Genomic DNA, 13,361 nt, shown 5'->3' with positions numbered 1-13,361 from the left:
GGGCTTCGGCCGCCCGCTTCGGTCCCACACTCTGAGATCCCGGGAAAACGGGCCGACTGCCCGCCCCCCACCCCGAACCGTGCCGATCCGGTCAACTCCGACGCGTCCACGTACGGGTACAGCTTGGCCGTCATCGGACGGCATTCATCCGCTTCCTTCCGCTTTGACACCGCCGTTCCGTGCGCCGGGAGGGGGTCGAGTGACGGGCGAGACCCGCGTGACATGTCGCTCCATCAGGTAGTCCTGGCCGACTTGACGAAGCCCGGGCGGATCTCGTCCCGGCGCTGGGTATTGGCCGTGCCACTACGTACGAGTAGTTAACCGAGCGCGCGGATTGGGCGGAGTGAGAGTGGGAAGGGCTCCCCGGGTACACGTGGTACACGCACGGCGCACCCGCACCCAACCTCTCCCGCCACCCGAGTGAACGCGGACAGGAGCGGCCATGCCCGCAGCCCAGCCGTCCACCGAGCGGCTAGAAACAGAGCGAACAGAGCGTGCACTACCAGCCGGGATCCCGGCTGGCCCGTCACCGAGCCCTGCGAACTGCCCCCAGGTGAGCCCATCATGATCGGTCGCATTCCCGTGCTGGACGTCCGCCCCGCCGTCGACTGCGGCGCCAGACCCGCCAAGGCGGTGGTGGACGAGGTGTTCGAGATCTCCGCCACCGTGTTCCGCGAGGGACACGACGCCGTAGCCGCCCACGTCGTGCTCCGGGACCCGAGCGGGCGGCTGCGGCCCCCCGTCCCCATGCGCGAGCTGGCCCCCGGCACCGACCGCTGGGGGGCCCGGGTCTCCGCCGACGTCGAGGGGAGGTGGACGTACACCGTCGAGGCCTGGAGCGATCCGGTGGCCACCTGGCGGGCCCACGCCGCGATCAAGATCCCCGCCGGGATCGACACCGGGGTCACCCTGCTCGAAGGCGCCGAGCTCTACGAGCGGGCCGGGGCCCGGATCCCCAAGCGCGACGGCCGCCAGGACGTCTTCGGGGCCGCCGAGACCATGCGGGACGAGGACCTGGAGGTGTCCGTACGGTATGCGGCCGCGCTCCGGCCGGCCGTCGACGCCGCCTTCGCCCGGCGCCCGTACCGCGAGCTGGTCAGCGCCTCCAAGCCGCTCCCGCTGCTGGTCGAGCGCAAGCGGGCCCTCTTCGGCTCCTGGTACGAGATGTTCCCCCGGTCGGAGGGGGCCGTGGTCACGCCGGGCGAGGTCCCGGTCAGCGGGACCTTCCGGACCGCCGCCGAGCGGCTGCCCGCCATCGCCGCCATGGGCTTCGACGTGGTGTACCTGCCGCCCATCCACCCCATCGGCAGCACCTACCGCAAGGGCCCCAACAACACCCTCTCCGCGGGCAGTTGGGACCCGGGCGTCCCGTGGGCCATCGGCTCCACCGAGGGCGGGCACGACGCCGTCCATCCCGAACTGGGAACCATCGAGGACTTCGACGCCTTCGTGGCCCGCGCCCGCGAGCTGAACCTGGAGATCGCCCTCGACTTCGCCCTCCAGTGCTCCCCGGACCACCCGTGGGTGGAGAAGAACCCGCAGTGGTTCCGCCACCGCGCCGACGGGACGATCGCGTACGCCGAGAACCCGCCGAAGAAGTACCAGGACATCTACCCCATCCACTTCGATACCGACATGGCCGGCATCGTGCAGGAGACCTGCCGGATCCTGCGGTACTGGATGGATCACGGCGTCCGCATCTTCCGCGTCGACAACCCGCACACCAAGCCCGTGGTCTTCTGGCAGAAGGTGATCGCGGACATCAACAAGTCCGACCCGGACGTGATCTTCCTGGCCGAGGCCTTCACCCGGCCGGCGATGATGCGCGCCCTGGCCGCCGTCGGGTTCCAGCAGTCGTACACCTACTTCACCTGGCGCAACACCAAGGCCGAGCTGACCGAATACCTGACCGAGCTCGCGGGCACCCACTCGGCGTCGGTCATGCGGCCGAACTTCTTCGTCAACACCCCGGACATCCTCCACGCCTACCTCCAGCACGGCGGCCGCCCCGCCTTCGAGGTGCGCGCGGTCCTCGCCGCCACCCTCTCCCCCGCCTGGGGCATCTACGCCGGCTACGAGCTCTGCGAGAACGAGCCGGTCCGGGAGGGCAGCGAGGAGTACATGAACTCCGAGAAGTACGAGTACCGGCCGCGCGACTGGGCCGCCGCCGAGCGCGAGGGCCGCACCATCGCCCCGCTGATCACCACCCTGAACCGGGTCCGGCGCCGCCACCCCGCCCTCCAGCAGCTGCGCGACATCCACTTCCACCCGACCGACAACGAACAGGTGATCGCCTATTCGAAGCACTCCGGGGGCAATTCCGTACTGGTGGTCGTCAACCTCGATCCGCACCACACCCAGGAGGCGACGGTGTCGTTGGACATGCCGGTACTCGGCCTCGACTGGCACGGGTCCCTCGCGGTGCGCGACGAGCTCACCGGCGAGACCTATCACTGGGGCAGGGCGAACTACGTGCGCCTAGAGCCGGGCCGCACGCCCGCGCACGTACTGGTCGCTCTGCGACCGTCCCCGCCCACCGGAGGGTCACCCACCACATGATGATCAACGATCCCGTCCACGACACGTTCGAGGACACCCCCGCCAAGGACCGCGATCCCGACTGGTTCAAGCGGGCCGTCTTCTACGAGGTCCTCGTCCGCTCCTTCCACGACAGCAACGGCGACGGCGTGGGGGACCTCAAGGGGCTCACCGCCAAACTGGACTACCTCCAGTGGCTCGGCGTCGACTGTCTCTGGCTGCCGCCGTTCTTCGCGTCACCGCTGCGCGACGGGGGCTACGACGTCTCCGACTACACCTCGGTGCTCCCCGAGTTCGGCGACCTCGCCGACTTCGTGGAGTTCGTGGACGCCGCGCACCAGCGCGGCATGCGGGTGATCATCGACTTCGTCATGAACCACACCAGCGACCAGCACGAGTGGTTCCAGCAGTCCCGCAAGGACCCGGACGGACCGTACGGCGACTACTACATGTGGGCGGACAACGACAAGCAGTACCAGGACGCCCGCATCATCTTCGTCGACACCGAGACCTCGAACTGGACGTACGACCCGCTGCGCAAGCAGTACTACTGGCACCGCTTCTTCTCGCACCAGCCGGACCTGAACTTCGAGAACCCGGCCGTGCAGGAGGAGATCATCTCCGCGCTGCGGTTCTGGCTGGACCTCGGCATCGACGGCTTCCGCCTCGACGCCGTGCCCTACCTGTACGCCGAGGAGGGCACCAACTGCGAGAACCTCCCCCGCACCCACCAGCTCCTCAAGCGGGTCCGGGCCGAGATCGACGCGCACTACCCGGACACCGTGCTGCTCGCCGAGGCCAACCAGTGGCCCGAGGACGTCGTCGACTACTTCGGCGACTTCTCCACGGGCGGGGACGAATGCCACATGGCCTTCCACTTCCCGGTCATGCCGCGCATCTTCATGGCCGTCCGAAGAGAGTCCCGCTACCCCGTCTCCGAAATCCTGGCCAAGACCCCGGCGATCCCGGAGCGCTGCCAGTGGGGCATCTTCCTGCGCAACCACGACGAGCTGACCCTCGAGATGGTCACCGACGAAGAGCGCGACTACATGTACGCCGAGTACGCCAAGGACCCGCGGATGCGGGCCAACATCGGCATCCGGCGCCGGCTCGCCTCGCTCCTGGACAACGACCGCAACCAGATGGAGCTGTTCACCGCCCTGCTGCTGTCGCTGCCCGGCTCGCCGGTGCTCTACTACGGCGACGAGATCGGCATGGGCGACAACATCTGGCTGGGCGACCGCGACGGCGTCCGCACGCCCATGCAGTGGACCCCGGACCGCAATGCCGGTTTCTCTTCCTGCGATCCGGGCAGGCTGAACCTGCCGGTCATCATGGACCCGGTCTACGGGTACCAGGTCACCAATGTCGAGGCCGCGATGGCATCGCCCTCCTCACTGCTGCACTGGACCCGCCGACTGATCGAGATCCGCAAGGCGAACCCGGCCTTCGGTCTCGGCTCGTACACCGAACTGCCCTCGTCCAACCCGGCGGTACTCGCGTTCCTGCGCGAGTTCGGGGACGACCTGGTGCTGTGCGTGCACAACTTCTCGCGCTTCGCGCAGCCCACCGAACTGGACCTGAGGTCGTTCAACGGACGGGTCCCGGTGGAGCTCACGGGTGATGTGCGCTTCCCGCCGATCGGCGAGTGGCCGTACCTGCTGACCCTGGCGGGCCACGGCTTCTACTGGTTCCGGCTGCGTACGGAGCAGCGCGCCGAGCAGTAGCCGGGTACGGGGCGGGCAGCTCGAACGGGTCAATCGCCCGCCCCTGTACGGACCATCCTGACCCGACACTCGCATACGCCGGAGAAGCAACTGCCGCGCATCCGGGACACTCTGCGCATTCTGTGACGGCCCGGGGAAAGGACGCGACGCCATGTCGGAGGCTGCATCCGCCCGGAGCCGGCTGACGGCCGACCGGGCCGCCGGGATCGGCCCGCTGGAACCGATGCTGCGGGCCTGGCTGCCCACCCAGCGCTGGTTCGCGGGCAAGGGCCGCCCCATCAGCAGGCTCAGGGCCGTATCGACGGCCGACCTGCTGCCGCCGGGCTCGAACCCCGGACTGCTGCACGTGCTCCTCGACGTGGACGGGGACTGCTACCAGCTGCTCCTGGGCATCCGGCCCTCGCTGCCGCCGGCCCTCGCGCCCGCGCTGATCGGCCACGCCGAGGACGGCCCGTACGCGGGGCGCGCGGTGTACGAGGCGCTCGGCGATCCGCGTCTCGCGGCGATGCTGCTGGAGCGGATGCGCTCCCCCGGCGCCCTGGGACCGCTGCGTTTCGACCGGGATCCGGACGCCCCGATCCCGGCCGGGCTGGCCCCGCGTCAGCTGTCAGGCGAGCAGACCAATTCGTCGCTCATCTACGGAGATTCGTTCATTCTGAAGGTGTTCCGGCGGGTCGGCCCCGGGGTCAATCCGGACCTGGAGCTGCCCAGGGCGCTGGCCGCCGTCGGCTGCACCCGCGTCCCTGCGCCCGTCGCCTGGTACGAGGCCGAGCCGGCCGGGAGCGAGCCGCTGACCCTGGGCGTGCTCCAGCCGTACCTGCGCGGCTCCGACGACGGCTGGCAGCTCGCGCTGCGGCGGCTCGCCGCCGGGGCCGACTTCACCGCCGAGGCGCACGCGCTGGGCCGGGCCACCGCCGAGGTGCACAGCGCGCTCGCCGCCGCCCTGCCCACCGTCGCGCTCGGGCCGGAGCAGACGGCCCGGCTCGCCGCCGGGATGACGGCCCGGCTGGCCGCCACGGCCCGCGAGGTGCCGGCGCTGCGGCCCTACGAGGCGGGGCTGCGGGGAGCGTTCGACGCGCTGGCCGGCTCCCGGGGCTCCGGGGTCCCCGCCCAGCGGATCCACGGGGACCTCCATCTGGGGCAGACCCTGCGCACCCTCGACGGCAGCTGGTCGTTGATCGACTTCGAGGGCGAGCCGGCCCGGCCGCTGGCCGACCGGCGCCGCCCCGAGCCGGCGGTGCGGGACATCGCCGGGATACTGCGTTCCTTCGACTACGCCGCCCGCTCGCACCGGCCGTTCGCGCCCGCGTGGGCCGACGACTGCCGGGCCGCCTTCTGCGAGGGCTACGCCCGCACCACGGGCAGCGACCCGCGCGAGGACCCCGTCCTGCTGCGGGCGTACGAGACCGACAAGGCGGTGTACGAGGCGCGCTACGAGTCCCGGCACCGCCCCGACTGGCTGCACGTCCCGATGGCCGCGATCCGCCGGCTCTCGGAGCCCCAGCGGCCCGCCCACCGGATGCCGCCGCCCCCGCCCGCCCCCGGCTCCATCTCCGCCCACCCCCAACCCCATCAGAAGCCCCCGAGGAGGCCGCTCGCGTGAGCGCCGCACGACAGCCGTCACCGACCGAGGTCCGCGACGAAGCCGCATCCGCCGTTCCGGCCGCGGCGCGCAAACCGCGCGCCCCCCGGGCCCGCAGCGCCGCGCCGTCCCAAGGAGTCCGCCCCGCGCCCGCGCTCGGCGGGGAGGAACGGGCCCGGCTGCTGGAGGGCCGGCACCACGATCCGCACGCGCTGCTCGGCGCCCACGTCCAGCGGGGCGGGGTGGTCTTCCGCGTGCTGCGCCCGTACGCCAAGGCCGTCACCGTCGTCGCCAAGGGGCTGCGGGCCGAGCTCTCCGAGGAGGGCGACGGGCTGTTCTCCGGGCTGCTGCCGCTCACCGGGGTGCCGGACTACCGGCTGCTGGTCACCTATGACGGCGACGAGCTCGAGGTCCACGACCCGTACCGGTTCCTGCCCGCGCTCGGCGAGCTGGACCTGCACCTGATCGGCGAGGGCCGCCACGAGCAGCTGTGGAAGGCGCTCGGCGCCGAGCCGATGGAGCACCAGGGCGTGGCCGGCACCCGGTTCACGGTGTGGGCCCCGAACGCGCAGGGGGTGCGCATCGCCGGGGACTTCTCGTACTGGGACTCCGGCGCCTACCCGATGCGCTCGCTGGGCTCCAGCGGCGTGTGGGAGCTCTTCCTGCCCGGTGTGGGCGCCGGGGCGCTCTACAAGTACGACATCACGCGCCCCGACGGCAGCCACACCCTGCGCGCCGACCCGATGGCCCGCTCCGCGGAGGTGCCGCCGGCCACCGCCTCGGTGGTCACCGCCTCCCGGCACGTGTGGGAGGACGCCGAGTGGATGGGGAACCGCGGCGCCCGGCCCCTGCACGAGGCCCCCATGTCGGTGTACGAGCTGCACCTGGCGTCCTGGCGGCCCGGGCTCTCGTACCGGCAGCTCGCCGAGCAGCTCCCGGCCTACGTCAAGGAGCTCGGCTTCACGCACGTCGAGCTGATGCCGATCGCCGAGCACCCCTTCGGCGGTTCCTGGGGTTACCAGGTCACCGGCTTCTACGCGCCGACCTCGCGGATGGGCACGCCGGACGACTTCCGCTTCCTCGTGGACTCGCTGCACCGGGCCGGGATCGGGGTGCTCGTCGACTGGGTGCCCGCGCACTTCCCGCGCGACGACTGGGCGCTCGCCGAGTTCGACGGCCGGCCGCTGTACGAGCACCAGGACCCGCGGCGGGCCGCGCACCCGGACTGGGGGACGCTGGAGTTCGACTACGGGCGCAAGGAGGTCCGCAACTTCCTCGTCGCCAACGCCGTGTACTGGTGTGAGGAGTTCCACGTGGACGGGCTGCGCGTGGACGCGGTGGCCTCGATGCTCTACCTGGACTACTCGCGCCAGGAGGGCGAGTGGTCGCCGAACGAGCACGGCGGGCGGGAGAACCTGGACGCGGTGTCGTTCCTCCAGGAGATGAACGCCACCGTGTACCGGCGCTGCCCGGGCGTGGTGACGATCGCGGAGGAGTCCACGGCGTGGAACGGGGTCACCCGGCCCACGGACTCGGGCGGCCTGGGCTTCGGCCTGAAGTGGAACATGGGCTGGATGCACGACACCCTGCGCTACATGTCGAAGGAGCCGGTGCACCGCAAGTACCACCACCACGACATGACCTTCGGGATGGTCTACGCCTTCAGTGAGAACTACGTGCTGCCGATCTCGCACGACGAGGTGGTGCACGGCAAGGGCGCGCTGGTGTCGAAGATCCCCGGGGGCGACTGGTGGCAGCAGCGGGCCTCCCACCGCGCCTACCTGGGCTTCATGTGGGCCCATCCGGGCAAGCAACTCCTGTTCATGGGGCAGGAGTTCGCGCAGGGCTCGGAGTGGTCGGAGGCGCACGGGCCGGACTGGTGGCTGCTGGACGAGTCCTATTCGGCGGCCGGCGACCACCGGGGCGTGCGCGACCTGGTGGGTGACCTGAACCGCACCTACACGGCGACGCCCGCCCTGTGGCAGCAGGACAGCGTGCCGGAGGGCTTCGCGTGGGTGGAGGCGGACGCCGCGGACGACAACGTCTTCGCCTTCCTGCGGTACGCGCACGACGGCTCGCCGCTCCTGTGCGTGTCGAACTTCTCGCCGGTGGTCCGCAACGGGTACCGGATCGGGGTGCCCGAGGAGTTCCCGGTGTGGCGGGAGGTGCTCAACACGGACCGGGAGGAGTACGGGGGCAGCGGCGTGCGCCAGCCGCAGCCGCTGCACCCCGAGCCGGTCCCGGCGCAGGGCCGGCCGGCGAGCCTGCGGATCACGCTGCCCCCGCTGGCCACGGTCTGGTTCAGGCCGTAACGGTCGGTCCGGTGGCCCGGGCCAGGTGCTCCTCCAGCTCCTGGAGCAGCTTGCGCTTGGCCCGGGCCCCGACCATCTGCCGTACGGGCTCGCCGTCACGGAAGACGAGCAGGGTCGGCATGGACAGCACCCCGTACCGCGTGAGCGTCCCCGGGTTGGAGTCCGCGTCGATCTGCACGACCTTGAGGCGGTCGGCCTCCTCGGCGGCGACGGCGGACAGCACCGGCGCCAGCTGGCGGCAGGGGCCGCACCAGTCCGCGGTGAACTCGACGAGGACGGGCCTGCCGCGCTCGGCGAGCACCTCGGTGTCGAAGTCCGCGTCGGTCACCTCTGCCACACCCCGGGCGTGGATCATGTCGTTTCCCCTCTCAGGTCGTCGCTCTCATGTCGTCGCTCCCGTGCGGTCGGTCCCGCGCGGCCGTCCCGGGGGGCGAGCCCGTCGGCCGTCAGCTCACAGCGCGGCGCCGCGTCCGCGCCCGCGGTCTGCTCGGCGGCGGCGAGCTGCCGCGCGACCTGGTCCCGTACGTCGGCCAGCTGGCCGATCAGCCCGTCCAGCTCGGCGAGCTTGCGCCGGTAGACAGCGAGCGAGGCCGGGCAGGAGTCCCCGGCCGGGTGGCCGGCCCGCAGACAGTCCACGAACGGCCGGGTCTCCTCCAGCTCGAAGCCGAAGTCCTGGAGCATCCGGATCTGGCGCAGCAGGCGCAGGTCGTCCTCGTCGTACGTGCGGTAGCCGTTGTCCGCGCGCCGGGCGGACAACAGCCCGCGGGACTCGTAGTACCGCAGGGTCCGCGTGCTGGTTCCGGCCCGCTCCGCCAGTTCGCCGATTCGCATGCCCCGACGCTAATCCTTGACGCCGACGTCAAGGCAAGGCGGCGACAATGTGGAGGGGCTGTGAGGGGCCTTGCGCCGAATGTCTTTGGCTGGAACCGTACGAGGAGTGGATCTTTGAGTTCCTCGAGTCCACCGATTACCGGACAGTCGCCGGGAAACCCGCGAAAAACCCCTGACTTCATGGGACTTTCCTACGAGTTATGGGCTTGTTTGTTTGGTCTGTAGTCGGCGATGCCCAGCCACTCCTACGGTGTGCCGTGTGCACTCCAGCCCACCTTTCAATGCCCCCGCCGCGCGTCGTCTGCGCGCGGCCCTGGGCATGGCTCCCGGTCATGTCGCCTATGGCCTGCGTGCCCAGTACGGACTGATCGTCGCGCCCGAGACCGTGATGGCCTGGGAACGCGGCGAGATCTCGCCCACCTCCGCCGAGCTCACGGCCCTCGCCGGCGTCCTGTGGTGCTCACCCGGGGAGCTGCTCGCGGAGCCGGTCACCTTGCGGGAGCACCGCATCGCCAGGGGGCTGTCCGCCGACGATCTGGCCCGGCGACTCGGTCTGGAGACGGCCTCCTACCAGAAGATGGAGGACACCGGTCGCTGGAAGGGCAACGAGCGGCAGTCCGCCGCCCTGGCGACGGTGCTGGGGCTGACGCTGGCCCAGTTCGTGACGGCCACCGGCAAGGAGGACGAGCTGGCGGACCTGCTGCGCAGCGCGGTGACCACGCGCTGGCAGGCGTACGTCAAGCCGCTGGCCAAGCTGCTGCCGATCCCCAAGGGCCACCTGGAGGCCGTACTGGAGCAGCTCCACGCGGACTACCAGTCCCGGATGGTGGCCACCCTGAGCTGGGGCGGCGGTGGGGGCGAGGCCGCCAGCGGGGACGCGGGGCGGGAGTTCCTCGCCGAGATCGTGGACCGCTTCTGGCAGCTCGCGGGCGGTGCGTCGTAGGACACGACCCGGACGTCGCAGGGCACGACCTAGAACACCGACTCCGCCTCGTACATGCGGTTCTCGGGGACGGTCTTCAGCTCGGTGACGGCGGAGGCCAGCGGGGCCATCACGATGTCGGTGCCGCGCAGGGCGGTCATGTTGCCGAACTCGCCGCGGTGGACGGCCTCGACGGCGTGCCAGCCGAAGCGGGTGGCGAGGACGCGGTCGTAGGCGGTGGGTACGCCGCCGCGCTGGACGTGGCCGAGGATGACGGGCCGGGCCTCCTTGCCCAGCCGGTGCTCCAGCTCGATGGCCAGGCGGTTGCCGATGCCGGCGAAGCGCTCGTGACCGTACTGGTCGATGGCGCCCTTCTCGTACGGCATGGAGCCCTCGGCGGGGTGCGCGCCCTCGGCGACGCAGATGACGGCGAACTTCTTGCCGCGCGCGAATCGTTCCTCCACCATCTTCACCAGGGCGTCCACCTCGAAGCGGCGCTCCGGCAGGCAGATCCCGTGGGCGCCGCCGGCCATGCCCGACTCCAGGGCGATCCAGCCCGCGTGGCGGCCCATGACCTCGACGACCATCACGCGCTGGTGTGATTCGGCGGTGGTCTTCAGGCGGTCGATGGCCTCGGTGGCGACCATGACGGCGGTGTCGAAGCCGAAGGTGCGGTCGGTGGAGGAGATGTCGTTGTCGATGGTCTTCGGCACGCCGACGACCGGCATCCCGGCGTCCGACAGCATCCGGGCGGCGGTCAGGGTGCCCTCGCCGCCGATCGGGATGAGCGCGTCGAGGCCGTAGCGCTCGGCCAGCTCCTGGGCGTTCTCGGCGGCCTCGTGGAGGCGGGCGCGCTCCATGCGCGCCGAACCGAGGATCGTGCCGCCGCGGGCGAGGATGCCGCTGACGGCATTGATGTCGAGGGGGCGGAAGTGTCCGTCGAGGAGGCCCTTGAAACCGTCCTCGAAACCGATGACCTCATCCCCGTGCCCGACCAGGGCACGGTGTACGACCGACCGGATGACAGCGTTCAGTCCCGGGCAGTCGCCGCCTGCGGTGAGAACTCCGATACGCATCGTGCTGTGTCTCCTGCTCCTGGTCGTACCTGGCCGTACACGTGCGGGCGGACGGCCGTACATATGAAGGGCGTATTGGTGAAGCCTGTCCGATTGTTCCACGGGCAGGGTGCGGCGCGCTTTGTGCCGGTCCGCCGACAGGGCCTTCCGGCCCCGCGGGAAGGGCCCTTTTCCTGGCGGGCGCCCTAGCCAGCCGCAGAGGTATTGTCAAGAGGTCAAGACCACCCTAACTGGGTCAGTGGACTCCCAGACACACATGGACGGAGAGCACGCGTGACGCGCAGCGTGTACGTGACCGGTATCGAGCGGGGGGACGGCCGCCAGGTCGTCGAACTGGGGATCATGGAGCTCCTGACCCGGCAGACGGGCCGGGTCGGCGTCTACCGCCCGCTGCTCCACGACGCACCGGACCGGCTCTTCGAGGTGCTGAAGGCGCGCTACCGGATCGATCAGGACGCCGCGACGGCCTTCGGCATGGAGTACCAGGAGGCATCGGCGATCCTCGCCGAGAAGGGCACCGACGAGCTGGTCTCCCGGCTGGTGGACCGCTTCCACCGGGTGGCCCGCGACTACGAGGTCATGCTGGTCCTCGGCACCGACTACGCCGACACCAACCTCCCGGACGAGCTGGCTCTCAACGCCCGCCTCGCCAACGAGCTGGGTGCGGTGGTCGTCCCCGTCGTGGGCGGCACCAAGCGCCCCGCCGAGGCCGTGCGCGCCGAGGCCCGCAACGCCTACCGCGCGTACGAGAGCCTGGGCTGCCACGTCGTCGCGATGGTGGTCAACCGGGTGGCCCCCGAGGACCGCGACCTCATAGCCGAGCGGCTGGCCGCCCGGCTGCCCGTGCCCTGCTACGTGCTCCCGGACGACAAGTCGCTGTCCGCGCCGACCGTCGCCCAGATCACCCGGGCGCTCGGCGGCGAGGTGCTTCTCGGGGATGAGGCCGGGCTGGCGCGCGACGCCCTGGACTTCGTCTTCGGCGGCGCCATGCTGCCGAACTTCCTGAACGCCCTGACCCCCGGCTGTCTCGTCGTCACCCCCGGGGACCGCTCCGACCTCGTGGTCGGCGCGCTGGCCGCGCACACCTCGGGGACCCCGCCGATCGCCGGTGTGCTGCTGACCCTGAACGAGCGTCCCGGCCCGGACATCCTGACCCTGGCCTCGAAGCTGGCGCCGGGCACGCCGGTGGTGTCGGTGGCCGGCAACAGCTTCCCGACCGCCGCCGAACTCTTCTCGCTGCAGAGCCGGTTGAACTCCGCGACCCCGCGCAAGCTGGAGACGGCGCTCGGCCTCTTCGAGCGGCACGTGGACACCGGCGAGCTGCGCGACCTGCTGTCGGTGGCCCGCTCGGAGCGCGTCACCCCGATGATGTTCGAGCACGAGCTGCTGGAGCGGGCCCGGTCCGACCGCCGCCGCGTCGTCCTGCCGGAGGGCACCGAGGAGCGTGTGCTGCGCGCCGCGGACGTGGTGCTGCGCCGGGGGGTCTGCGACCTGACCCTGCTGGGTCCGGAGCAGGCGATCCTGAAGAAGGCCGGCGACCTCGGCATCGACATCTCGGGCGCGGAGCTCATCGACCCGGCGACCTCCCCCCTGCGGGAACGTTTCGCCGAGTACTACGCGAAGGCCCGCGCCCACAAGGGCATGACCGTCGAGCTGGCCAACGACGTGGTCACCGACGTCAATTACTTCGGCACCCTCATGGTCCAGGAGGGCCTGGCCGACGGCATGGTCTCCGGATCGGTGCACTCCACCGCCGCGACCATCCGCCCGGCCTTCGAGATCATCAAGACCAAGCCGGAGGCGTCCATCGTCTCCTCGGTCTTCTTCATGTGCCTGGCCGACCGGGTCCTCGTCTACGGCGACTGCGCGGTCAATCCGGACCCGAACGCCGAGCAGCTCGCCGACATCGCCGTCCAGTCGGCCGCCACCGCGGCCGCCTTCGGCGTCGAGCCGCGGATCGCGATGCTCTCGTACTCGACCGGCACCTCGGGCAGCGGCGCCGACGTGGACAAGGTCCGCAAGGCCACCGAGATCGTCCGCGAGCAGCGCCCCGACCTGGCCGTCGAGGGCCCGATCCAGTACGACGCGGCCGTGGAGCCCTCGGTCGCCGCGACCAAGCTGCCCGGGTCCGAGGTGGCCGGCCGCGCGAGCGTGCTGATCTTCCCCGACCTCAACACCGGCAACAACACGTACAAGGCCGTGCAGCGCTCGGCGGGCGCCGTGGCGGTCGGCCCGGTCCTGCAGGGCCTGCGCAAGCCGGTAAACGACCTCTCGCGCGGCGCGCTGGTGCAGGACATCGTCACCACCGTCGCCATCACCGCGATCCAGGCGCAGGGCACGCCCGCGCTCCCCGCCTGACCGCACCGACCGGCC

9 protein-coding genes are annotated in these 13,361 nt (G+C 71.1%); 6 read left to right on the top strand and 3 right to left on the bottom strand.

Annotation, left to right across the window (positions count from 1 at the left end; genetic code table 11):
• Positions 1 to 564: 564 nt before the first annotated feature.
• From ACIP5M_RS18825 to glgB, 4 genes are all read left to right on the top strand, one after another.
• Positions 565 to 2,559, top strand: a complete 1,995-nt coding sequence (locus tag ACIP5M_RS18825; RefSeq protein ID WP_401198338.1) for a maltotransferase domain-containing protein — start codon at positions 565 to 567, stop codon at positions 2,557 to 2,559.
• Positions 2,556 to 4,265 carry a maltose alpha-D-glucosyltransferase gene (gene treS, locus ACIP5M_RS18820; RefSeq protein ID WP_401198336.1) on the top strand — a complete coding sequence of 570 codons (1,710 nt, stop codon included), beginning with the start codon at positions 2,556 to 2,558 and terminating at the stop codon, positions 4,263 to 4,265. The genes ACIP5M_RS18825 and treS overlap by 4 nt, the downstream gene beginning before the upstream one ends.
• A 151-nt stretch (positions 4,266 to 4,416) precedes the next feature.
• Positions 4,417 to 5,868 (top strand): maltokinase, encoded by a 1,452-nt coding sequence (locus ACIP5M_RS18815; RefSeq protein ID WP_401198334.1) that lies wholly within the window; start codon positions 4,417 to 4,419, stop codon positions 5,866 to 5,868.
• Positions 5,865 to 8,159 (top strand): 1,4-alpha-glucan branching enzyme, encoded by a 2,295-nt coding sequence (glgB, locus tag ACIP5M_RS18810; RefSeq protein WP_401198332.1) that lies wholly within the window; start codon positions 5,865 to 5,867, stop codon positions 8,157 to 8,159. Before ACIP5M_RS18815 ends, glgB begins: the two co-directional genes overlap by 4 nt.
• Here the strand turns inward: glgB and trxA are convergent.
• The gene (trxA, locus tag ACIP5M_RS18805) at positions 8,149 to 8,514 is read right to left on the bottom strand and encodes a thioredoxin (RefSeq protein ID WP_401198330.1); all 366 of its coding nucleotides are present in this window, start codon (positions 8,512 to 8,514) and stop codon (positions 8,149 to 8,151) included. The two genes, glgB and trxA, sit on opposite strands and share 11 nt — an antisense overlap.
• On the bottom strand, positions 8,511 to 8,990 hold the full coding sequence (locus tag ACIP5M_RS18800; RefSeq protein WP_401198328.1) for a MerR family transcriptional regulator: 480 nt from the start codon (positions 8,988 to 8,990) through the stop codon (positions 8,511 to 8,513). The genes trxA and ACIP5M_RS18800 overlap by 4 nt, the downstream gene beginning before the upstream one ends.
• Positions 8,991 to 9,309: 319 nt before the next feature.
• Between ACIP5M_RS18800 and ACIP5M_RS18795 the strand changes: the two genes are divergently transcribed.
• Positions 9,310 to 9,933, top strand: a complete 624-nt coding sequence (locus ACIP5M_RS18795) for a helix-turn-helix domain-containing protein (protein WP_401198545.1) — start codon at positions 9,310 to 9,312, stop codon at positions 9,931 to 9,933.
• Between the two features lie 29 nt (positions 9,934 to 9,962).
• Here the strand turns inward: ACIP5M_RS18795 and ACIP5M_RS18790 are convergent, their stop codons facing one another.
• The gene (locus ACIP5M_RS18790; protein ID WP_401198327.1) at positions 9,963 to 10,988 is read right to left on the bottom strand and encodes an ATP-dependent 6-phosphofructokinase; all 1,026 of its coding nucleotides are present in this window, start codon (positions 10,986 to 10,988) and stop codon (positions 9,963 to 9,965) included.
• A 273-nt stretch (positions 10,989 to 11,261) separates the two neighbouring features.
• Between ACIP5M_RS18790 and pta the strand changes: the two genes are divergently transcribed.
• Positions 11,262 to 13,346, top strand: coding sequence for a phosphate acetyltransferase (gene pta, locus ACIP5M_RS18785; RefSeq protein ID WP_401198325.1), 2,085 nt, complete (start codon positions 11,262 to 11,264; stop codon positions 13,344 to 13,346).
• Positions 13,347 to 13,361: the final 15 nt, after the last annotated feature.

The organism is Streptomyces sp. NPDC088762, from assembly GCF_044750905.1.
In the GTDB taxonomy this organism is placed as follows: Bacteria; Actinomycetota; Actinomycetes; order Streptomycetales; family Streptomycetaceae; genus Streptomyces.
The sequence above is the reverse complement of the archived record's forward strand: the minus strand, read 5'-3'. Positions and strand labels throughout refer to the sequence as shown.

Excerpts from the sequence above, each read along its gene's own strand:
- trxA (WP_401198330.1), bottom strand. The coding sequence starts at position 8,514 with ATGATCCACGCCCGGGGTGTGGCAGAGGTGACCGACGCGGACTTCGAC.
- treS (WP_401198336.1), top strand. The coding sequence starts at position 2,556 with ATGATGATCAACGATCCCGTCCACGACACGTTCGAGGACACCCCCGCC.
- ACIP5M_RS18790 (WP_401198327.1), bottom strand. The coding sequence starts at position 10,988 with ATGCGTATCGGAGTTCTCACCGCAGGCGGCGACTGCCCGGGACTGAAC.
- ACIP5M_RS18800 (WP_401198328.1), bottom strand. The coding sequence starts at position 8,990 with ATGCGAATCGGCGAACTGGCGGAGCGGGCCGGAACCAGCACGCGGACC.
- ACIP5M_RS18815 (WP_401198334.1), top strand. The coding sequence starts at position 4,417 with ATGTCGGAGGCTGCATCCGCCCGGAGCCGGCTGACGGCCGACCGGGCC.
- ACIP5M_RS18825 (WP_401198338.1), top strand. The coding sequence starts at position 565 with ATGATCGGTCGCATTCCCGTGCTGGACGTCCGCCCCGCCGTCGACTGC.
- ACIP5M_RS18795 (WP_401198545.1), top strand. The coding sequence starts at position 9,310 with ATGGCTCCCGGTCATGTCGCCTATGGCCTGCGTGCCCAGTACGGACTG.